The sequence below is a fragment of the Trichocoleus sp. DQ-U1 genome, assembly GCF_039961925.1.
Lineage (GTDB): Bacteria > Cyanobacteriota > Cyanobacteriia > Cyanobacteriales > FACHB-T130 > FACHB-T130.
This window is the reverse complement of sequence record NZ_JAMPKB010000004.1, coordinates 117176-139687: the sequence shown is the minus strand read 5'-3', so window position 1 is coordinate 139687 and position 22512 is coordinate 117176. Positions and strand designations below refer to the sequence as shown.

18 protein-coding genes are annotated in these 22512 nt (G+C 45.0%); 10 read left to right on the top strand and 8 right to left on the bottom strand.

Going from position 1 to position 22512, the window contains the following annotated elements; genetic code table 11:
* Nucleotides 1–26: 26 nt before the first annotated feature.
* A complete protein-coding gene (locus tag NDI34_RS03090) occupies nucleotides 27–1553 on the top strand; it encodes a VanZ family protein (protein ID WP_348231816.1) in 1527 nt (508 codons plus the stop codon).
* Nucleotides 1554–1623: 70 nt separating this feature from the next.
* On the opposite strand, the gene plsY is transcribed toward NDI34_RS03090, so the two are convergent.
* From plsY to NDI34_RS03070, 4 genes are all read right to left on the bottom strand, one after another.
* The gene (plsY, locus tag NDI34_RS03085; RefSeq protein ID WP_190432736.1) at nucleotides 1624–2298 is read right to left on the bottom strand and encodes a glycerol-3-phosphate 1-O-acyltransferase PlsY; all 675 of its coding nucleotides are present in this window, start codon (nucleotides 2296–2298) and stop codon (nucleotides 1624–1626) included.
* A 36-nt stretch (nucleotides 2299–2334) separates the two neighbouring features.
* Entirely contained in the window at nucleotides 2335–3633 is a 1299-nt protein-coding gene (locus NDI34_RS03080; protein WP_348231815.1) for a DUF3086 domain-containing protein, read from the bottom strand.
* A 66-nt stretch (nucleotides 3634–3699) separates the two neighbouring features.
* On the bottom strand, nucleotides 3700–4098 hold the full coding sequence (locus NDI34_RS03075) for a DUF3119 family protein (RefSeq protein ID WP_348231814.1): 399 nt from the start codon (nucleotides 4096–4098) through the stop codon (nucleotides 3700–3702).
* Between the two features lie 137 nt (nucleotides 4099–4235).
* A complete protein-coding gene (locus NDI34_RS03070; RefSeq protein WP_190410743.1) occupies nucleotides 4236–5033 on the bottom strand; it encodes an MlaE family lipid ABC transporter permease subunit in 798 nt (265 codons plus the stop codon).
* Between the two features lie 292 nt (nucleotides 5034–5325).
* Between NDI34_RS03070 and NDI34_RS03065 the strand changes: the two genes are divergently transcribed.
* Nucleotides 5326–5619, top strand: a complete 294-nt coding sequence (locus NDI34_RS03065; protein WP_190410742.1) for a hypothetical protein — start codon at nucleotides 5326–5328, stop codon at nucleotides 5617–5619.
* Between the two features lie 200 nt (nucleotides 5620–5819).
* Here NDI34_RS03065 and glgA read toward each other — a convergent pair whose 3' ends face one another.
* Nucleotides 5820–7292: a glycogen synthase GlgA gene (gene glgA / locus NDI34_RS03060; protein ID WP_348231813.1), complete on the bottom strand. Its 1473-nt coding sequence runs from the start codon at nucleotides 7290–7292 to the stop codon at nucleotides 5820–5822.
* Between the two features lie 261 nt (nucleotides 7293–7553).
* Here glgA and NDI34_RS03055 point away from each other — a divergent pair, with 261 nt between their 5' ends.
* Nucleotides 7554–8117: a Uma2 family endonuclease gene (locus NDI34_RS03055; RefSeq protein WP_348231812.1), complete on the top strand. Its 564-nt coding sequence runs from the start codon at nucleotides 7554–7556 to the stop codon at nucleotides 8115–8117.
* 81 nt (nucleotides 8118–8198) lie between these two features.
* Entirely contained in the window at nucleotides 8199–9389 is a 1191-nt protein-coding gene (locus NDI34_RS03050) for a Shedu anti-phage system protein SduA domain-containing protein (RefSeq protein ID WP_348231811.1), read from the top strand.
* A gap of 85 nt (nucleotides 9390–9474) precedes the next feature.
* Here the strand turns inward: NDI34_RS03050 and NDI34_RS03045 are convergent, their stop codons facing one another.
* Nucleotides 9475–11397, bottom strand: coding sequence for a hypothetical protein (locus tag NDI34_RS03045; RefSeq protein WP_348231810.1), 1923 nt, complete (start codon nucleotides 11395–11397; stop codon nucleotides 9475–9477).
* Nucleotides 11398–11594: 197 nt separating this feature from the next.
* Nucleotides 11595–12494, bottom strand: a complete 900-nt coding sequence (locus tag NDI34_RS03040) for a hypothetical protein (protein WP_348231809.1) — start codon at nucleotides 12492–12494, stop codon at nucleotides 11595–11597.
* A 706-nt stretch (nucleotides 12495–13200) separates the two neighbouring features.
* Between NDI34_RS03040 and dnaK the strand changes: the two genes are divergently transcribed.
* Nucleotides 13201–15132 carry a molecular chaperone DnaK gene (dnaK, locus tag NDI34_RS03035; protein WP_348231808.1) on the top strand — a complete coding sequence of 644 codons (1932 nt, stop codon included), beginning with the start codon at nucleotides 13201–13203 and terminating at the stop codon, nucleotides 15130–15132.
* Nucleotides 15133–15419: 287 nt separating this feature from the next.
* Here dnaK and NDI34_RS03030 read toward each other — a convergent pair whose 3' ends face one another.
* The gene (locus NDI34_RS03030; protein ID WP_348231806.1) at nucleotides 15420–17081 is read right to left on the bottom strand and encodes a Ppx/GppA phosphatase family protein; all 1662 of its coding nucleotides are present in this window, start codon (nucleotides 17079–17081) and stop codon (nucleotides 15420–15422) included.
* Nucleotides 17082–17190: 109 nt separating this feature from the next.
* Between NDI34_RS03030 and NDI34_RS03025 the strand changes: the two genes are divergently transcribed.
* The 5 genes from NDI34_RS03025 to ppk1 all read left to right on the top strand — a co-directional run bounded on the left by NDI34_RS03025 (nucleotide 17191) and on the right by ppk1 (nucleotide 22434).
* Nucleotides 17191–18075 (top strand): 4-hydroxybenzoate solanesyltransferase, encoded by an 885-nt coding sequence (locus tag NDI34_RS03025; RefSeq protein ID WP_348231805.1) that lies wholly within the window; start codon nucleotides 17191–17193, stop codon nucleotides 18073–18075.
* Nucleotides 18076–18239: 164 nt separating this feature from the next.
* Nucleotides 18240–18737 (top strand): TIGR00725 family protein, encoded by a 498-nt coding sequence (locus tag NDI34_RS03020; RefSeq protein WP_348231804.1) that lies wholly within the window; start codon nucleotides 18240–18242, stop codon nucleotides 18735–18737.
* A 227-nt stretch (nucleotides 18738–18964) separates the two neighbouring features.
* On the top strand, nucleotides 18965–19570 hold the full coding sequence (locus NDI34_RS03015; protein WP_190432752.1) for a superoxide dismutase: 606 nt from the start codon (nucleotides 18965–18967) through the stop codon (nucleotides 19568–19570).
* A gap of 135 nt (nucleotides 19571–19705) precedes the next feature.
* On the top strand, nucleotides 19706–19915 hold the full coding sequence (locus tag NDI34_RS03010) for a hypothetical protein (RefSeq protein WP_190432754.1): 210 nt from the start codon (nucleotides 19706–19708) through the stop codon (nucleotides 19913–19915).
* Nucleotides 19916–20265: 350 nt separating this feature from the next.
* Nucleotides 20266–22434 carry a polyphosphate kinase 1 gene (gene ppk1, locus NDI34_RS03005; protein ID WP_190432756.1) on the top strand — a complete coding sequence of 723 codons (2169 nt, stop codon included), beginning with the start codon at nucleotides 20266–20268 and terminating at the stop codon, nucleotides 22432–22434.
* Nucleotides 22435–22512 lie beyond the last annotated feature (78 nt).

Sequence of the window (22512 nt, the reverse complement as noted above, 5' to 3'; positions counted from 1 at the left end):
GTAAAATGATTTGTTAAAAATCCTTTATGCGGCAAAAATGGGCAAATAAAGTCTTTATTTTTAGCCTTTTGCTGATACTGGTCGTTACACTTTTTCCTTACGATTTTGCCTTTAAAGAGAATGCTAGTAAAATAAATTATCGCTTTCTCACTTCAGAATTTTTTAAGTTAAGAAATTTTTACGACTTAATCACTAACGTTTTATTATTTTCCCCCTTTGGTTTCGTCTTTTCCTGCTTGATGCAGCGAAAAAGATTCCCAGGTATCAAGACAGTTGGTTTCATCTTATTAACTTCTTTTTGTTTAAGTTTTACGATTGAGATTTTACAGCTATTTATTCCTTCTCGAAGTTCCTCTTTTGTCGATATTGGTGCCAGTATTTTAGGTGCTTTTATTGGGTTTTTAAGCTTTCGTTTAGGGGGAGATAAAATCTTAGGAGCAGCTTTAAATCTTGTTAGAAGTAGTAAGAGTTTTCTTTCAATCAAAAAGTTAACGGCTGCTTTTATTGGATATATTATATTGATTTTTATAACGACGCTCGTTTGGCAAAATTCTGGAAGTCTCAGTAATTGGAATCACACTTTCCCGCTGAGTCTTGGCAACGAGCCAACCGGAAATAGACCTTGGAAAGGATATATTTCAGAGCTATACGTCGCGAATAAAGCAGTTTCAGATCAAGAAGCAGAATCCGCCTTTTCCTCGGAAATCCCATTTTCTGTCGTCAAAAAAGACCTAGTAGCTGTATATCAATTGACAGGTACAGGTAGTTACCCCGATTTAACTGGGCACCTTCCAGATTTATCTTGGCGAGGCAATTTCCCAACTACTCAGGATCAAAGGGGTGCTTCTCTCGATTCCAATCATTGGCTAGAGACAAAAAGCTCTGTAGCCTTGATGACACAAAAGATTGCCGCAACTTCTCAATTTACAATAGGTGCTGTTGTTGCTACTGCTGACACAATGCAGGCTGGCCCTGCTCGAATTATTTCCCTTTCAGCAGATGATGAAAGCCGCAATTTTACCCTTGGGCAAAAGGGAGCGGATTTGGTGTTTCGAGTGCGAACTCCAGTTACCGGAAAAAATGCAACAAACTATCAACTAGCTGTTCCAAATGTTTTTGGTGACACCAAAAATCATCAGATACTTCTTACCTATGAAGGGTCAATTCTTAAAATTTATATAGATGGATTGAAACAACCTTACTCGCTGAAACTGATTCCAGAGGTGATGATTTTTCAGCTATTACCTTTTGATGCTAATAGTATTAATCTAGAAATCTACAAGATTTTCTATTATGGATTGATTTTTATCCCTATTGGCTTCTTTCTAGCACTCATTAGTGTAAGAGCCAGAGGAAAACTTATTTTTTATGCCGTATTGCTTTTTGGAGGAATTTTATTCCCATCTTTAATATTAGAAGCCATATTAGCGATTGGAACCCAGAGAGAAATTAGGCTAGATAATCTACTATTTAGCATGGCACTAGCTGTTAGCACCATGCTGATAGTGAAAAGGTGGGCTAACTCTTGGTTACGCAGGGAGATAACAGCATAAAAACGAGTAAAGATGCGAAATGACGTTTAGTATCACAACGCCTACGCATCTCTATAAGTTAGGAAATAAGTTAGGAACTTTGTTCGAGTTCTGTTGATAATTTTTGACCGATTTGGGGTTCGGTACCGGCAAGTAAACGCTCAATGTTGCTGCGGTGTCGCCAGATGACGTAGATACCGCCAGCGATCGCAAAGATTAGATAAGGTAACGGCTGCTTGAAAATTAACATCCAAACCGAAACCGCGATCGCACCCGCAATGGAACCGAGGGAAACAATTCGGGAAAAGGCAATAACTGTGCCAAACACCGCTGCTGTTCCCAACGCCACAGGTAAGGACATGGCAAATAAAACGCCCAGGCTCGTGGCAACTGATTTCCCGCCCGTGAAGTTCAGCCAGACAGATTTACTATGACCGATGCTGGCAGCGAATCCGGTGCCAGCGACTAACCAAGATTCCCAGGTGACAGGCAGGACAGACGTTGGCGCAAAAGTTGGCGCGAAGGCATAGAAGGCGTAAACCAAAGCGATCGCGCCGACTCCTTTAAATAGATCGATCAGTAACACCGCGATGGCTGGCCCTTTTCCCAGGTTTCTGAGAACATTGGTGGCACCCGTAGAACCAGATCCCTGCTCTCGAATATCAATCCCTTTGAGCCAGCGTCCTGCCAAATAACCCGTAGGAATCGAGCCTAAGAGATAGGCTGCGATTAACAATGCCCCACTTAAAGCCAGCTGTAGACCCATCTAACGCCTCTTGCTTGTAGCTCAATTCGTCTGTCGCTAATATCTCATATCAGCGGACATCTGCTGAGGATCGGGTGCAAAAGCTAACCACAGAGGAAATTGCAGCAGCGACAGATTAATCTGATCTTCTGTCTCATCAATGATAATCAGCGGCATCTGCCGTTCCTTAACCAGACGCTCTGCCTTTTGCACAACCGCTTCTGGGGATTCAAACAAAACGATTCCCTGCTCTGGACCAAAATCAGAGCGGGAAATGCCCAGACAGTCTTGCAAACCCCGTCGCCATTCTCCCAATCGTTCTGGGGAGTTGGCAAGGATCAGGGCGCGAACGCGATCGCCATACAGCGTGCTTAATACCGAGATGACGGAAGAAGCAATCAGGATATTTTGCAGGCGACTGCCCATTGTCCGCAAAGCGCCTCTTCCTCCTTGCGTGAAAAACCAGTTCGCAACTCGCTCCGCATGAACCGGCTCAAAGGTACGACGCAATTGCCAGGGCGGGCCATAATAGTCAGGTCGCGTCCGGTACTGGTCTAAAATACTGCGAATTTGTTTTGCAGTTGATTGAAAGCTCTGTTCTGTAAATTTGGGGTTTACAGGCGATGCAGCCTTCGACTCTTCCACGACTGGAACTACCTTGGGGGGTTCTGGTTCCTTCTGGAGTTGCAATTCTTCTGCCGCTACTACCAAATCTTGTAAGCTACCGACCAGATAATCTTTAAAGCCTTGCACCCGAATGGCTAATTCTTGGGAGGTGCCAGCAAAGGTTCTTCGCATTTCCTCTCGGATGCGTTCCCGTCGTCGTTCCAGTTGTTCAACGGAAATTTGTAGTGTTTGTCTGCGTTGTTCCAGATCGTTCAAAGACTCCTGCACCAGACGGTTTAACGCCGCTTGGGTTTGAGCCATCTGGTCTTGCAGAACTTTATTATGAGAAGCTTGCAGGGCGGCAATTTCCTGAATTAATGCCTCTTCCTGCTGTTGTAAATCAGCCACCCGTTGCTCTAAAATAGAGACGGAATTTTGCATCGCTACTGTTATATTTGGCTCCTCAGCATTATCTGATTCCTCAACAACGGCGACTACAGTTATATCTGGCTCCTCAGGCTCCTCAGAATTATCTGATTCCTCAACAACGGCGGCAATTTCCGCTTCTGAATCATCAAATGCCTCCACAACAGCGGCAATTTGTAATGCTATAAGATTGTCTGAGGCTGGATCGGCAGTTACAGTTTCCTCTTCTGGCGCTTCTAAATTGTCCGATGCTTCAACAACTGGCTGTTGCTTTTGTTCTTGCTCTTGTTCTTGTTCTTGGGTTTGAGGTTCGTCTGAATTCATCTAACAATTAACACTTAACAACTAACAATTAACTACTCATCTGTAAGGACGCGCATCTGTGTATCCCTACGCACTTGCTTTTGGACAGCGTTGTTCCAAGCAAGTTTTTAGCATTTTGGGATCGAAGAGAACCGGCAAAAAGTGAATGCTTTTAACTTCTTTGAAGTAAAACAGAATCGGCACTGGAGTCCAGAATATCTGCCAATTTTGCCATTCCTGGTAAGGAAAACGCCGAATTAAGGTTTGGGAGCGATAAACATCTAATGCTGTTTCGGTGAATTGCAGGCGAATCGTTGCCGCCTGAAACAGCAGGAACAACCCAAATATAGCGATCGCTAAACTCACCCAAGGTTGAACGAATAACAGCCCAATCGAAGCCGCCACTAACACCAAAGGAATTGCGTAGCTGGGTGCCAGTTCAACAGTTTGTGAAGGTAAAGAAGATGTAGTAGTAGTCACAGGCATAAACCCAATATTGTAAACTATCGTACTAGACCTACCCACTTTCTTAGCGTTCAAGCTGAAGTGGGGCGGCAGTTCAAATCCCGATTCGAGATTCAATCTCAGGATTGCAACTTTATTTATTTTAAAGGTTTTCCGCCTCAGACCCCTTTGAGTACGGCACTACCCGTTCCCTGAAACATCAACCACGATAAGAAAAAGTTAGAAATAAAGATAGCTAGCAAAGCTGTAACGACTGCTGTGGTGGTCGATTGTCCAACACCTTTTGCGCCCCCAGTGGTTGTTAAGCCCCAACTGCAACCAATTACGGCAATCAGCGCCCCAAAGAAAAATGCCTTAATTAAGGCACTACACAAATCCCAGACTTGCAGGAAATTTCGGGCAGACTCTAAAAATACATTTGGGGCAATTCCGTAGAGATTTCTGGCAATGAGCAATCCCCCTGCCATGCCAGTGAGGATAGACAAAATGGTTAAAACTGGCAGCATTAAGCAGCAGGCGATCGCGCGGGGAATCACTAGGTAATCAATCGGGTCGGTTTTCAGCATATAGAGGGCGTCTATTTGCTCGGTGACGCGCATCGTGCCAATTTCAGCGGCAAACGCCGAACCGACTCGTCCTGCCAAAATCACGGCAGTCAGGACGGGGCCAAGTTCCCGGCATAAGGAAAGCGCTAACACTCCGCCCACAGCACTGCCCGCACCCAAGTTGACAAATTCTCGCGCCACCTGAATGGTGAATACCATGCCGACAAAACCGGCTGTTACCAACGCAATTAAGAGCGATTCTGGGCCAACCATCGCCATTTGGTCGAGGGTGTTGCGCCGATGGATTTTTTTTGTCAGAAGGTGAACGACCACCTGCCCACCCAGCAAAATCGCCGCCAGCAACCGCTGACCCCATAACTCTAAGCTGGAACTGGAAGGAGTCTCGCTCAAGGATGTCCTGCTGACTCAACGACTTTGTAAAGCATAGCTGATGAGTGGCGACGACCTACAAGAATCTCTTTTGTACTGTTCGCACGGCTCTGGCTCAGCACTCTGGGCGCGGGGCTGGGGAATCGCTGGGAGATTCCTGAGATATATTTACGGACTTTAAACAAGATTTTTAAGGTTTATTTAAGATTTCTGACAGATCGGGATAGTGACAGCGATCGCTTCTATCGTATATAGAAGTTGAAAGTCTCGTTCCCGGTTCTCCGCTCGGCAGTTCATTCGCACTTACAGTTTCATGAACATTTTGCCTAACTATTTCCGTTCCCTACTCTTGACGAGTTTTCTTAGCTTCACCGCCCCGATTCTGCTGTTCGCTAGTGTGTTGGCAAGTCTGTCCATACTAGGTTACATTCCCCTCCTTGAAGCAGTGAGTCAGTGCGGCAGAGCGGTAATTTTAGAGTTTCTTACCGTCTTCGGCAGCGGATGTTCCATTGAAGGTCTCCTGGTAATCGGTTTTACCTGTAGTGTTGCTGGAGCCATGTTTGACACCTACGCCTTTTATCGTTACCAAAATTTACGTGGAAATTAATCTTTCGCGATCGCTTTCGTCGTTGCCAAATCCCCAACCATCAACAAGCGTTCTGTTGCGCGATCGCAGTTCTGACAGAATTTGTTAGAAAATGCCGTCTCTACCCAAAGTCTCTACCCAAGTTAGGTAATTGTGCCCCCAAAAGCGAGGCACAACCACAAAAGACTTACTTTACAGATTCCACCGATCGCAATTTCGCTTCATTTGTGTCGGATCTGGTCGTAAATCTTCAAATATTCCGCCCCTGGATCTTTCCACGAGTAGTCATACTCCATACCCTGGAGCGCAAGCTGACGAAACTCTTCGGGATGGTTGTACCACAGCTTAAAAGCACGCTCCATTGCTGATTCAAACGCAGGCTCATCACTGTGCTCGAACACAAAACCATTCCGTTTTTCCGGGGACTTTGTTTGGTCGTAGTCTCGGTCAAACACAGTATTCACCAGTCCACCAACTGCCCGCACGACTGGCACCGTGCCGTACTTTAAGCCAATCATCTGAGTCAGTCCGCAGGGTTCGTAGTTGCTAGGGACGATAATCATATCCGCCCCGGCATAGATCAGGTGGGATAACTCTTCATTAAAGCCAAGTTCTAGATGAACGTCAGGATTCTCATTCAAAAAGGCTTTTTCGTGCTGGAAATGGGTATTGATTCCCGGTTCCGTTGCCGAACCCAACAACACAAATTGCGCCCCATTATTGAGTGCGTAGTAGATCGCATGATGGACAAGATGGACGCCTTTTTGAGCGTCTAAACGACCGATGTAGGCAACGATAGGTTTATCAACGTCGCGGAGCAAAAGTCTCTCCCGGAGGGCTTTTTTAGTCTCGGCTTTCCCTTCTAGATTCTCTTTGCTGTAATGAGCGGGTATATAGCGATCGCTTTCGGGATTCCAAAAATCAGGATCGATGCCGTTGAGTACGCCAGTGAATTTATCCTGGTGCAGATGTAAGGTATGACCTAAACCAGATCCAATCTCCGTGCAACGCGCTTCCCAAGCATGGTGAGGCGAAACTGTCGTCACGGCGTTGGCGTAAACAATCCCCCCTTTCATAAAGTTCAAGGCAAAAGGGTTGAAGTTGTCTTGGAGGCGATCGTAAGTGAAGTAGTAAGATTCGTTATTCAGCCCGGTTGCCCACAGGGTCTCTTTACCGCCCATCCCTTGATGTTTGAAATTGTGAATGGTGTAGCAAACCCGTTGAAGACCCATCTCATACTTGTAATTCTCGAAGAGCATGACTGGAATTAAGCCGGTCTGCCAGTCATGGCAATGAATGATATCGGGTCGCTTGTTGCTTTGGAGGAGAAATTCTAAAGCGGCTTTGCTGAAGAACGCAAACCGCATATTGTCGTCGTTACACCCGTAATAACAGCCTCGATTGAAGAAATTATCTTCAGAGTGGGGTTCGATAAAGAAACACAGCCGCCCGTGTACCCAGCCGCAATAAACAGAACAGTGGACTTTACCGCCATACCAGGGTACCCACAAATCGCGGTAAGCATCGTGAAGTCCCCAGATGTGGTCGTACCGCATGCAATCGTACTTAGGCAAAATCAGCTCGACGCAATTTCCCTGATTTTCTAACTCCCGACTCAGCCCGTAAACGACATCTCCCAAACCACCAGCTTTGATGACCGGAGCGCATTCAGAGGCAATTTGTACGATGTACATCCTTACTCCTCCTGAGATAGAAATCTATTTTCTTAATTTCACAAAAGTATATATACACCTCAGCAATAGCGACCCCGCCATTCGGTATAAACAATAAAACAGTTATGGGAAGATAAGCGATCGCGTAGCATATCCGTTCTTAATGGCTTTTCGCGCCTTTCGTTACTAGCCGGACATCGTTGTTTGATTCCGGCTTCCTTCACTGGATGCGACCCGTAGAATAGACAAAGCTCGTCCGAGTTCTTTTGGAGGCGATCGCAAATGGTACGGACACCATCTAAACCCTTAACTTTGGAAGAGTTTCTGAAGCTGCCAGAAACTAAACCCGCCAGTGAATACATTAATGGACAAATTATTCTAAAGCCAATGCCGCAGGGGAAACACAGCATAATTCAGACAGAACTACCCGCGGTTATCAACACAGTTGTTAAGCCTCAGCGTATTGCAAGAGCTTTTTCAGAACTACGATGTACTTTTGGCGGACGTTCAATTGTCCCTGATATCTCAGTATTTACCTGGGATAGAATTCCCCGCGATGAGAATGGCGAAGTCGCTAATGTTTTCCAATCGGCTCCTGATTGGGTAATTGAAATCTTATCGCCCGACCAAAGCCAAACGAAAGTTACAAAGAATATTCTGCATTGTCTAAAATATGCAACTCAAATGGGTTGGTTGATCGATCCAAAAGAGCAAACAGTGTTTATTTATCTTCCAACTCAACTTTTAGAAGTATTTGATGAACCAGAACAGCAACTTCCCGTGCCATCTTTTGCGAATGAGCTACAGCTTACAGTGGGAGAGTTGTTTGGTTGGCTGTTGGAGTAACTTAAATTAATTAGCGATCGCGGCTTAGTCTATTTGAGTTGGGCGATCGCTCCCTACACATCAGCATTGGAGAAGTAAACTGTGTCAGTCTTTAGTCAAATTGCTGATTTTTTGCCGGAAAAAACTAAACTGATGGTGCTTGTCGATCCATCAGGAAATTCAGGAAATATAGATAAAGAAGTAGAGCGGTTTCTTGTCTCCGCTCGCGAAGTCCAGCCTCTAAAAAAGGGAAAATATGTTCCAATTCATCTCGATGAACCTTTGAAGATTGAATTTAGTATTTCACAGGTAGGAAATATTATTAGAAAATTAAAACCATGTAAATGTAGCACTCCTGTCCTACCCCAGGAGCAACTACAAAGCCTAAACAATGCTTATCAGGAAATTTCACAACTACTTGAGCCACATCGTTTTTCTCACGGTGGCACGGTGTACGACAAAGTTTTCTTCCAAGACGGGGATGGGTCTTGGCAGTTATTGGACATTCTCAGAGAAAAAGTTTATCAGCGATATAGAGCTGAATTTGAAGAGTATCAAAGGATAATTAAGGAGGGTAGTGATGGCTATGTTAAACCACTTACAGACACTCACAATCTATTTGCTTTAGAAGATAAACAAAGAAAGGAATTGATCAAGGCTTTAGAATCTAAAACTGAAAACCTACAAGAACAAGTAGAGCAGTTAAATGCCTTGCTTGAAAAGACAAAGCTCCAGACTTATCGGCAGAAACTTGAAGAATTCAGAGAAAGGTTAAAAGCCGACTACCCAGAAACTAAAAGCCCAGACTCTTGGCAAGAATGGATTTACAAAAATAATTGGCTATTTGGTATCCAATATGGAACTCCTATCGCACATCCACGAGTTGGTTTTAGAAGTATTCTTGACTATTTATTCCCAACGCCTGATGGATTTATTGACATTCTGGAGATAAAAAAGCCATCACATGAAGTTATCAAAGAAGATAACTCACATTCAGGAGCATTTAGATGGTCTGGAGAAGCGAATGAGGCTATTGGGCAGGTTGTGAACTATCTGCACGAAATAGAATTACATCAACTCGAAATTGCTAAAAAGTTTAAACAAGAACTATCACTTGAGTTAAGCACAATAAAACCACGCGCATTTATTCTGATAGGCAAATCTGATAATTGGGGTGACAAGGAGAAGGAGGCTTTTAGAAGGCTAAATCACTCATTACACGGAATTGAAGTTATGACTTACCACGATCTACTTCGGAGAGGAGAAAATCTCATTAAGGTATATGGTGACTAACCCTCTTTTTTACCCAAAAGGTACATTAAGCGCGATCGCACTCACCCAATCAGCCATAAACAGCGAGGAGAGAGCGATCGCATCCCTACTGAATGAGAATTACTGCCTCTTCCGCCTTAGTATTTAGAGCTTTTTTCAATTCTTGCCCAACTTTCCCAATCAGTTCGTCAAAAGCTCCCTGATTCTCTGTTAGTTGTTGTCTAAAAACCTTCTCTAACTCAGGTTTCATTTGCTCGCAGGTAGAGTCGATCTTGCTATCGCTCAAAAGAAGAGAACGAGTCCAACTCGGAACATCTACCTTTGTCTTAATTGCTTCTTGGGTTTTACTGCGGGTGATCTCCACTCCTGCGGCAAGAACTGAGGCACCATAGATTAGCACGATGGGCCAGGTCAAATGTCCAGTTAAAATTAGAGCGATGATGCTACCAACAGTCCCTCCACCAATCACCACATTGACGATAAATGCTACCGTTTCGGCAAGAATAGTGTCGCCAATCGATAGGTCAGGACTAACGACATCAGGGTCGATACTTTCCTCAAACCTCAAGCTACTTCTGGGTATCTGAAACTTTTGGCAAATCGGGTCGGTTTCTTCAGCTAATTCAGGTTGGATCTTGGTGTTAAACCAAGTGGCGCATTGAGTATTGACGATTTGCCGAGCGCCAGGACTTTCAATCCACTGCTCCGCCTGCTTTTTCATAGACTCTTCCAAATCAGCCAAAGTGCGTATTTTGTTGTTTTGCCAGTTTTTCAAACTTGGTTGAATTGTGCTTTCAATCAGCCCCTCTGATAGTGGCTTAGCCAGCAATTCGATTAAATCTGGAATATGTTTTTTGACTAGGTCTCTTAACTTCTTTGAATCAAATAGTTTATTGACCTCTTCTTTAAAGGCAGCAGCACGCAGATCCCATCTTCCTACCCGTGCTAATCCCAAGGCAATGCAGCGTTCGGGTTCTGGATCGGGGCGAACTTGAGTATCTGGTTCCGGGAAGATTTCCTCGCAAATCTGGCGGGTAAATTTCATCCGAGATGCACCCCCAGTCATCAGCAAAAGTTGCGGTACAAAGCCTTGTTTATCCAGCCTTTCTTTCGCCTCGTTCACTGCTTCCCGGAAGGAATGAAGCCAACTCTTGCCGCCTAATTCTGGCAAAGGTTGGTTCAAGATTTCATCCATAATCGCTTTATTAACTTGAGGCACAAAGTAAATCTGTTCGTTGATCGACTCAAAGCCGCGTGCAAAGGATTGTGGATTGCTGTACACCTGTTCGTTAGAAAAGTAATCTTCCTTAGCTTTGCGACAAGCAAGTTCGCAACGCGCTTGGTGATGAGGATATGCCTCAAATACTCGTTCAAGCAACGCTTTTTCCTCGTGGTTAGCGAGAGTCTGGGCAAAAATCGCTTTATCGATTAAAGAAGCTCCCAGTGCATTACTGCCGAAATCTATCGGGATTTCGTGCAAACTCTTAACCAGGGTAAAATCTGTAGTCGAAGAGCCAATATCAACGATTAGCACCGACGATTTAAGTTTGTCATAAGAAAGTTTCCCGGCTTCCTTGGCTTGCATGAAAGCCGCCCGCGATTCTGGGACAACACTCACTAAAGGAATACCAGATTCCTTCAGTAACTTTTGGTATTCTTCTCGTTCGTCAACAGACCATCCTGAAGGGCATCCGACGTAAAATTGGCTGGTTTCTCCACCTTCGATCTGTTTGCTTTCTTTCAAAAGACGATAGTAAGTTTCTAGAAACTTGCTAATTGTTTCCCGATAAGTCGGGTCGGTATTTGGTTTTTGTTTGAAAGCGATTTTGAGCTGAGTAACGCCAGCTTGGATTAATGCTTGTTCTCCAATTAGATAACCGATATCGGGATGCCAAGCTAGTGCTGTGATTTGAACTTTTTTATTATTAACTTCAAGCATCCCTGGCGGCTCGATGCTCTCCACTCTCGCCTGAGCGACAGCGGTTTCACCGTGCCCCAGATCGAATCCGATAGTTTCTAAAACTTCCATTTTTATACTTTCCGCTAATCAACCAGGTACAAATTTCCGAATAATTACCCTATTTTTAAGAGGGCTAGAGGGAGCTTCCATTGTTCGCTGAAATTTTTGCTCCCCCCAAACCCCTATGGAAAGGGGACTACGCAACAAGGGAAATACTGTCTAAATGAAGACTTGGCGACTACAAACAGCCACGATGACAAGATATCTTACTCTCTAGCCTCGGAGTAGGCTGGCTCAATCACTCGACCGCGTCGGAGCAAGCGATCGCCTTTAAACAAAGCGGGAGTTATCGTTACAGACTCTTTCGCGGCAGGATCGATACTTGGCTCGAAATCAAAATACTCGCGATGCGTATCGTCCCCTTGGTAAATCTGAACCCGAATTCCCTGTTCCATTAAAATCTGTGGCAGCAATTTGGTGAGTTGAAGCGACATCTGGGGTTTCTCCAGAATTGACGCACCCATAAGTCTCTGAAGCAGATTCAACAGTTCTGGTAGCTCTTCTATTCCACTAGCATCCAGCGGTTTTTTTACTTCCTGAGTCCGGGCGACTGCCAAATCAATGGTGTTTAGCGCATCGGTCAGGTTGTCCAGAAAGACTTGGCTATCAACGCGAACGATCGGCTGGGGCGCTTCTACAGGTTGAAGAGAAACTGCACGATTGGCGCGATCGCGTTTATCGATTTGGAACACCACTTCTAGTCCAACCAGCAGAGACACCAGCAAGATATCCATCCAAGCTCCTGGTGCATCTGAAGCCAAGGAGAATAGAGAATCTAAAATGCCTATGCAGATGAGTCCCTGTAGCACTTTCAGGATTATGGTTTTGGGAGAAACCTTTCTGGCTGGGTTAGCACTCTGCTGAGGCTCTGGCTCCGAAATCGCCTCATTGGCAGCGGTGAGAGTCCCCAAGGACTGCCGCAAAGTGTCCAGGAATAAAGAAGCCAGACGTACCTGAGCGACGCTTAACTCGCCAACATAACTGCTCTGAATATTATCGAGTCGCTTTTGAACCAGCTTAACGACCTGCTCCGGGCTACTTGCCTTATCAATCTCTGTCTGAACTTCGCTCCGTTCTTTGGTAAAAAGTGTATATAGTGTTTTCATCGCAAATTAAGACTTCAGCGTTGCTAAAATATTGAACAATCGGTTATTTTACTAAAATTTTATATGAATACTGAAGCTAGTTTTACAAATTGATTTTTATGTTTTTTTTAGGTCTAGGAAGCCGAGCCGTATTTTATTGAAAAGGTCATTTGTTAAATTTATTTAAATGGTGACAAAGTTAATTTAAAACTTTCTGCCTACCTTGATACTTTATCTATAAAAACTCGGTAAGGGATACTGCTATTTTTTAGCCGGCAGAATTTCTGATAAGAGCTTCCTGTATGGTACTTATCTATAAAGATAACTTTTACGGCTGATTCCAACTTCTACCCTAAGGAACAGCGCGATCGCTAGTGGCTCAACATTTTAGCGATCGCTTTCAGCAAAATTAGCCCAGAAGCAGTGGAGGCGATCGCCTTGATAGAGGAACCTTGAGCAAAATAAGTTAACTAAACTAAGCTTTAATGTTAAGATAGCTGCCAAATATTTTTATTTCGACTGGAATTGCGAGGCGGAGTTTCGATTGCATACTTCTTGGGTAAAAGTTAGCAGACTGATGAGAATGCTAAATTCTACTTTAGAGCGAAACTAATAAAAAAGAATTCCCTCTAAGGTACGGAAATGAGAACTCGCCTTGGAGGTATAACCGAACCTACTATTTTTTAAACCGCTGTTAAGCTCAAGCCACCTTTAGACATTGAGCATCATGGGAAAGGTAGCTGGAATTAGTTTAGGTGCGACAAATTCTTGTATTGCAGTGATGGATGGTAAGCAACCCATCGTCATCACCAACGCTGAAGGATTCCGCCTCACTCCTTGTGTTGTAGCTTACACTAAGAACGGGGACAAATTGGTTGGTGGGATTGCCAAACGTAACGCACTGATGCAGCTAGAAAACAGCTTTTACGCTGTTAAACGCTTCATTGGACGCAAATACGATGAAGTTATCGACGCAGCAGATAAAGTTTCTTATCAAGTTCTACCCGATAGCAATGGCGGCATTAAAATCAACTGTCATCGTATAGGCAAAGAATTTACCCCTGAAGAAGTTTCTGCCCAAATTCTGCGTAAACTTGTCGATGATGCCAGCAAATATTTGGGGGAAGAAGTAACTCAAGCGGTTATTACTGTTCCTGCCTACTTCAACGATTTTCAACGTCAAGCCACCAAAGAGGCTGGCAGATTAGAGAATTTAGAAATCCTCCGCGTCATCAACGAACCGACTGCTGCTTGCCTTGCCTACGAACTAGATAAGAAAAATAACGAAACTATCCTCGTCTTTGACTTAGGCGGTAGCACGTTAGATATTAGCATTCTGGAAGTAGGTGATGGTGTATTTGAAGTTTTGGCTAGCAGTAGCGACCCCGATCTTGGTGGTGACAACTTCGACCAAAAAATTATCGATTGGCTGACCAACCAATTTCAAAGTCAAGAAGGTCTCGACTTACGCCAAAATATACAGGCTTCCCAACGGCTTACAGAAGCAGCCGAAAAAGCAAAAATAGAGCTTTCCCTCCTTACGCAAACAGAAGTTGACCTACCCTTTATTACAGCCACCCCAGATGGGCCAAAACATCTCAACGCTACCCTTACTAGAGCTGAATTTGAAGAAATGTGTTCTGAGCTTTTAGCTCGCTGTCGCCTTAACATCGAACAAGTAATTAAACAGGCGAAACTAAGCCTTAGTGATATTAATGTTGTTGTCCTGGTTGGTGGTTCTAGCTGCATTCCGGCTGTCCAAGACTTAGTGCAGGAGGTGACGAATCAAGAACCCTTGAAAAGCATTAACCCGGACGAGGCTGTAGCAATTGGGGCTGCTATTCAGGGGAAAGTAGCCAGAAGAGACAATTCTATTTATTGCATGAGGGATGTCACTCTTTTATCTTTGGGAATCGAAACTATAGAGGGTACTATGACAAAAATTCTCTCCCGTCATAGTAATATTCCTGTCATCAAATCTCAAAAGTTTTATACTGCAACTTATGGGCAAACTAGTGTAGAAATAAATATTTTAAGGGGTGAACGAGAATTCGCTAAAGACAACCAGAGTTTGGGGATTCTTCGATTAGATGGGCTTTCTTTGGAGAGAACAGAAATTCAAGTAACTTTTGACCTTGATGCTAATGGTATTCTGAATGTTTATGCCAAAGAAATAAGCACGGGGCAAGAGAAATCAATTAGCATTATCGGCACTGCCACTATCCCTGCACCTGAAGTGGAGAGTATGGTGAGAGATGCAGAACGCAATGCCGAAGCCGATCGCATACTTCGCCAAAAGATTGACATGGCGAACTTGATAGAAGCTCGTAAAAATGAAGGACAAAAACTTAAAAGTTACTCTTTGAAACTTACATCTAACGTTGACGCAGATTTTATAACTGAAGATTCTAGAAAGATGAATGATGCTTATCGGGTTCTTTTTAATTTGACGAATAACCTGGTAGAGCAAGTGCTTGCCGCCCAGAAAAGGCAAATCGAAGGACTGTTAAAGAATTTGGAGAAAGCGATCGCTCAAGGGAATCATGGTGAGATCAAGTTGCTTGGTAATGAATTGCAACAACTCATGATGCAGGTAGGCAATGCTACCTCGCCAAGCGCGATCGCGACTATTGACGATGAATTCTATGAAGTGATTTGAGCTGCGAAGGGTAGATATTTTACCCTTCCTCAGAGCGATCGCATCTTAATATCGCTTTCTTTTTGTGACGTTACACATCAGATTCCTCAACCCCGGCTCAATGGCGGCAGTAAACGGCTTTGTTGTAGCTATATGAACTAGTATTCTCTTTCCTCCCTTAGCTGAGTAACTGGAAATTTTAGAGCCGGGATTTTATTTGCCAGATCGTTTCAAAGCTTGAAGATTCCGTGTTATTTGAGACGCAGACTTTTGATTTTTGACGATTGCTCGAAAAGCTCTTTATTGAGCTATTGGCTAATTGGAACAGCAATAGCATTCAAAACTGGCAGTAGTTTAATGCCGTACTCTGCCTCAAAAACGTCTTTTTTATAATCTAAACTCCAGATTTCTAAGGCACAATCATCATCGAGCTGAGTTGGCTTTAGGTGAAGCTGAAGTTCTTTCGTTTCTGCGTTGTATTCGCACTGCACTTGCCGAATTGCACCAATTTGTCTCCGGTCAAGAGCAACTGCTAATCTGAGCAAGGCACTCAACTGAGCAACGATCTGTCGGTGCTGTTTAGTCGGCAGATTTTGATAGTTCTCGTGCTTTTTCCTCGGCGCACTCTTGCGGTGATAGCGGGCTAAATTCGCAATTACATCAATTTCGGCTTCCGTATAGCCTAAAAGTTCACCATTGCGAATTAAGTAAAAAGAGTGTTTGTGGTGGGAAGAATGACTGATATGGTGTCCGCAATTGTGTAAAATTGCGGCTGCCCACAGTAGTTCCCGTTCTTCTGAACCCCAATGGTGGAGGATGCCTTGGGTTTGGTCAAATAAGCTAAGGGCGAATTCTGCAACTCGCTGAGAGTATTCCAGGTTGACACCGTATTTGCGGGCGGTTTTGATTACATTACGCTCGCGTACAGAACTTTGGTAGCGCAGCTTGTCTTCGATTAAGCCGTGAGCGAGCATCCAATCGACGATCACTCCTTCCCGGAGACTCCGTTCGCAGACCGTTAGCAATTCAGCGCCTAGCAGCGTCATCGCTTCTTGTAAAATAACCGCCCCGGCAACAATAATTTCTGACCGCCGCTCTGACATTCCTGGTATGGCGGCTCGTTCTAAGTAATTGAGCCTTCGCAAGCGATTCACTAAGTCTCTCAAGTCATTGAGACTCAGCTGGTAGCCATTTAGCGAAAAGGGGTTAGTACCTAGTTTTTCTCGCGCGTGTATCGTCACCAGCGTCTCAATCGTCCCGGACGTTCCCACTAAACGCGGCTGTTCCCCTGGTTGGAGAACTGCCCGCAATTCATCAACGGCTCGTTCTAGCTGTCCGCGCACATAAGCTTGTAGGGACTGAAATTCGCCATTGCTGATGGGATCTGTGGTAATCAATTCTGCGGTTAGTCGGACGGCACCGACTTTAGTGCTGCTGAGCGATCGCGGTTCGTGACTATCCCCTAAAATTAACTCGGTCGAACCGCCGCCAATGTCAATAATGATGTGGGGATGGTTATTTAATTCCATTCCCGACAGCACGCCTAAGTAAATTCTCCGGGCTTCTTCTTGACCGGAAATCAGGTTGACAGATAAGCCCAAGTCTGATTCTACTTGTTTTAAAAAGTCTCGCCCGTTGGGGGCTTCTCTTACCGCACTGGTTGCTACGGCGATTATTTGTTCGGCGTTGAGACTTTTGGCAATTCCCTGGAAACGGCGCAAGGCTGCGATCGCTCGTTCCATTGCCGCTGGTGTCAGATTGCCCGTCTTTTTATCGCGATCGCCCAGTCTCACCGTGTCTTTTTCTCTGGCAATAATCGAAAAAGCAGGCAGCTTGGGTTGAATTTGCACGACTACCATGTGCAGGGAATTGGTCCCTAAGTCAATCGCAGCGAGAATCCGATCTCGATCCACGCTAGGAGTTGAAACACCCGCAGAATTATCTTTAGCGTTGGCAACTAAATTGACCATTTCGATGTATCCAGGGTTGCAGAACCAGCCGAGATTTGATGAATAAGGATATTCTATAGGGGATAAAGATGTGATTAATGATATTTCTGTATACTCATTTTTCTAGACCATGCTGACCCAGCAAGAACATAAAGAAACAGAACCCACCTGGCTTACAGTCGTCCGGCTTTTGAGATGGGATAAGCCAGCAGGACGCCTGATATTGATGATTCCGGCACTATGGGCGGTCTTTCTGGCAGCAGCAGGAAAGCCACCGTTGCCGCTGGTAGGCGTGATTGTACTGGGTACTTTAGCGACCAGTGCTGCCGGGTGTGTTGTCAATGATTTGTGGGATCGGGATATCGATCCGCAAGTAGAAAGAACGCGATCGCGTCCCCTCGCCTCTCGCGCTTTGTCGGTCAAAACTGGCATCGTCGTTGCCTTGGTAGCGATGAGTTGCGCTGGGGTTCTCGCACTCTACCTTAATTCCCTTACTTTCTGGTTGTGCGTGGCGGCAGTTCCCGTAATTATTTTCTATCCCACCGCCAAGCGTGTGTTTCCAGTGCCTCAGCTAGTGCTGTCGATTGCTTGGGGTTTTGGCGTGCTGATTAGCTGGACTGCTGTAACTGCCAAGCTAGATGAACCCACCTGGATTTTATGGGGCGCGACGGTACTCTGGACACTTGGATTTGACACCGTTTATGCCATGTCAGATCGGGAAGATGATCGGCGAATTGGCATTAATTCCAGTGCTTTGTTTTTTGGCAATTATGCTGCTGAAGCTGTTGGTGTCTTCTTTACTGGCACGGTAATTTTACTTGAATGGCTGGGAATTGTAATGGATCTAAAGCTTAGCTTTTGGCTTGCTTTGAGTTTTGCAACCTTAGCCTGGATTTGGCAATATTATCGACTTAGCCAAAAAGATATCCCGACGCCAGTATATGGTGAAACTTTTCGCCAAAATGTTTGGATTGGTTTTGTTTTACTGGCTGGAATGATTGCTGGTTCTCTGTAGGTTTGAGTAAGTTTTTTGAAGATAAAGAACGCAAAGGCGATCGCAAAGATACGCTGAGGAAAATGCTAATTTATTGCACTTCTATTAATTTGCGTACCTTTGCGTAAAACTCTGCTTACCTCGGCGTTAAAAATTTCAACGCTTAGGAGTAAGGTCAGCTTGCCATGAAAAAAACCATCATTGGCGTCATGGGACCAGGAGCCAACGCCACAGAAACCGACTTAGAAAACGCTTATGAACTCGGTCAACTAATTGCCCAAGAGGGATGGGTTTTGCTGACTGGCGGCAGAAATGCTGGTGTGATGGATGCGGCGAGTAAAGGAGCAAAATTTGCTAATGGTTTAACAATTGGCGTTCTTCCCACTAACGATACCAGCGCGGTTTCTGATGCCGTAGATATTGCAATTGTTACCGATATGGGAAATGCGAGAAATAATATTAATGTCCTTTCTTCTGATGTTGTGATTGCCTGCGGCATGGGTGCAGGAACCGCTTCGGAAATTGCCTTAGCTTTGAAGAACCATAAAAAAGTGATTTTATTAACGAATCATCCAGAAAGTAAAGCTTTTTTCCAAAGCTTGTCTGAAGACTCTATTTTGATTGCCAATACTCCAGCAGCGGCAATCGAAATGGTTAGAGGAGTTTTGACCGATCGCCATTAATTATCCCTTTGGGTAGATGCAACAGGGAGAAATTAGTGGGGAGTCCTGCCTAAATTGGCACATAGCGTTGATTTTGGCTGTCTCTCGACTTTTAAGGTACAATCCAGTGGTTAAGTTTTATATCGCTAGCGATCGCAACCTCGATCGGACGAGACTTAGATCCTTAAGAAGAAAAAACTTCTCCCTTAGTTTTAAGCTAGAAAGCAGTTAGCAGAGGATTGAACACAATGGCATTTGAATTACCCCCTTTACCTTACGATCAAGACGCTTTAGAGTCGTCAGGTATGTCGGCGCGGACACTTGAGTTCCATTACGGCAAGCATCACGCTGCTTACGTGAACACTCTCAACAATCTAGTTAAGGACACAGAACTAGCCGACAAGTCGCTTGAAGAAATCATCAAGGCAACCTACAAAGCCTCAGATAAAGCTGCTGTATTCAACAACGCTGCTCAGGTATGGAATCATACCTTCTATTGGAATGGCATCAAGCCAAATGGAGGCGGCAATCCGAGTGGCGAACTAGCGGAAAAAATTAACGCCAGCTTCGGTAGCCTTGACAAATTCAAAGAAGAGTTCAAAAATGCCGGAGGCACTCAATTCGGTAGTGGTTGGGCTTGGCTAATCAAGGATGGCGATACCCTAAAAGTAACCAAGTCTCCGAACGCAGAAAACCCGATTGCCTACGGACAAACTCCCTTGCTAACAATGGATGTTTGGGAACATGCCTACTATCTGGATTACCAGAATAGCCGCCCCAACTTCATGCAGAACTTTGTTGACCACTTGATCAACTGGGACTTTGTTGCCCAGAATTTAACGGCATCTGCTTAAATAACGGCTGATGTTTCAGCTACGTCAAATTTAATCATCTGGAAAACAGCCACGTTAGTAGTGGCTGTTTTTTTATTATCTGTAAACTTCGGCTGCCTGTATCTTTAAAGAAGATAAATTCCCACCACATAAATCATGGATAGCAAAGAACTAGCCCAATACATTGAAGCCACAGATAGCATTTCCAAGCCTTGGCTATTAGTGCAATTGCGGCTAAAAAAACTCCAAGAACGCCGCCCGACTATCTCTCCAGAGGAATATGTTCAAGAATTAGCAGATATTCATCAGGACTTGATGAATCTGGGTGAGTGGTGGCGGGGAAGGGAAGATGAGGTATTTGGTTAATAAAACTCATCGAATCGCTATCGTCAGCTGGGCAGAGGCTTGGCAAGGCGTGCGGGTGAAGTATCCAGTTAAAGGAGGGAGTAGCGATCGCTCGCCCGGAGCCTGCCTTGAGAGCATAAACCTATCGCTTTTGCATGAGGTCATGATATTTAACGCCTTTCTGTAGATAGGTTTTGGGTCATCTAAGTCAGGATACGATGAATTAATAACACAGCCAGAATTAAGATAAGCGCATTTTAAAAATGAGTGCTAAAACAATCAGCGCGAATCTGCGATCAATTCAGATGGAATTCACTGGTTGGTGTTGCAAGTAACAATGAATACCTGCCAGCCTGACTGCCATTAGAATTATGTCAAAAGCGAAAAAGACCGCAGCAACACACCATAATATTGACCTAAACCATCCGCAGTACTATTTCAACCGCGAACTCAGCTGGTTGGAGTTTAACAATCGAGTTTTGCATGAAGCGATCGATCCTCGGACGCCGCTGCTAGAACGCCTGAAATTCATGGGGATTTTTAGTGCCAACTTCGACGAATACTTCATGGTGCGCGTTGCTGCTCTTAAGCAACAGGTGGAAGCAAAAGTGAGCCAGCTGACGCCCGATGGTCGGACGCCAAGCGACCAGCTAGAAGAGATTAGCTTGGCAGCGCGACCTCTGGTAGCACAACAGCATCAACACTTTGAGAAAGCATTGCGACCCTTGATGACCGCGCAAGGCATTCATCTTCTAGACTACGTGGATCTGAACCAGGAACAGCGGGCTTACCTGCAAAACTATTTTGAAGAGCAAATTTTCCCAGTTCTGACCCCCTTAGCCGTCGATCCCAGCCATCCTTTTCCCTATATGTCTAACCTCAGTCTGAATCTGGCTGTGGTGGTGAAAGACCCAGACACGGGGGAAGAACTGTTTGCTAGAGTGAAAGTCCCAAAAGTTTTACCTCGATTTTTGCCCTTACGGTTGGAGTCCGGGCTGGGAAGTCGGTCGTCTGGACTCGAAGAGGAACGATTCCGGAATGAACGCCTGATTTGGATGGGTGTGCCCCTAGAACAGGTAATTGCTCATAATCTAGAGTCACTGTTTCCGGGGATGAATATCCAGGAATATCACCCCTTCCGAATCACTCGTAATGCAGATTTGGAGGTGGAAGAAGATGAAGCCGACGATCTGATGCTAGCGATTGAGCAAGAACTGCGGAAACGTCGGGTGGGTGGTTCGGCGGTACGGATGGAAATTCAAGCTTCAATGCCCGAATCCATGAAAGGGATGCTGATGCGGGAACTGGGGCTTTTGGAGCGGGATGTTTACGAGGTGGACGGGCTATTGGGGCTGGCAGACTTGATGTACTTCATGCAATTGCCACTCCCGGAACTGAAAGACCCTGTGTGGACGCCAGGGATACCCCCACGCCTGCGGCGGCTCAGTGAAGGAGATCTGGATGAGGGAGAAGATATTTTCTCGGTCATTCGCACCGCAGATTTGATGGTTCACCATCCTTATCAATCTTTTGGAGGAACGGTACAGCGCTTCATTACCCAAGCGGCAATCGATCCAAATGTGCTGGCGATTAAAATGACTCTCTACCGAACATCCGGGGACTCGCCGATTCTCAATGCCCTGATTACAGCGGCTGAGCATGGCAAGCAAGTAGCGGTTCTGGTGGAACTAAAAGCCCGTTTTGATGAAGAGAACAATATTAACTGGGCACGCAAGTTAGAACAAGCGGGCGTTCATGTGGTCTATGGGTTGGTGGGTTTAAAGACGCATACCAAAGTGGTTTTGGTGGTACGCCGAGAAGAAAACCAAATTCGCCGGTATGTCCACATCGGCACGGGGAACTATAATCCCAAAACCGCTCGGATTTATACAGATGTGGGGCTATTAAGCTGCCGTGAAGACTTGGGGGCGGATTTGACGGATTTGTTTAATTACTTGACGGGTTACTCGCGGCAACGGTCTTACCGCAAGTTGTTGGTGTCGCCGGTGAACTGCCGCGATCGCTTTTTGAGTTTGATCCGCCGCGAGATAGAACATTGCCATCATGGCAAAAGCGGTCGAATTGTCGCCAAGATGAATTCACTGACAGATCCCCAACTCATTGCCTCGCTTTACGAAGCTAGCATCGCTGGGGTAAAAATCGATTTGATTATCCGCGGAATTTGCTGTCTGCGACCCGGTGTGGAAGGAGTCAGTGAAAATATCCGGACGATTAGTGTTGTCGGGCGTTATCTAGAACACTCGCGGATTTTTTACTTTCAAAATGCTGGCAGTGAGGAAGTTTATATCGGCAGTGCTGATTGGATGCGCCGCAACTTGGATCGACGAGTAGAAGCGATCGCGCCAATAGAAGATCCCGAAATTTCTAAAGATTTACAAGAAATCTTAGGAATTATGCTCGCCGATAACCGTCACGCTTGGGATTTACAACCAGATGGTCGTTACATCCAACGCCACCCCGGTGACAAGGAAAGAGAACAAAGTGCCCAGAAAATTTTGATGGAAATGGCACTGCAATAGGGCGGTGGGAAATGAGCGTGTTGAGTTTTGAATTTTGAGTTTTGAATAAAAAAGAGTGCTTTAATTCAAAACTCAACA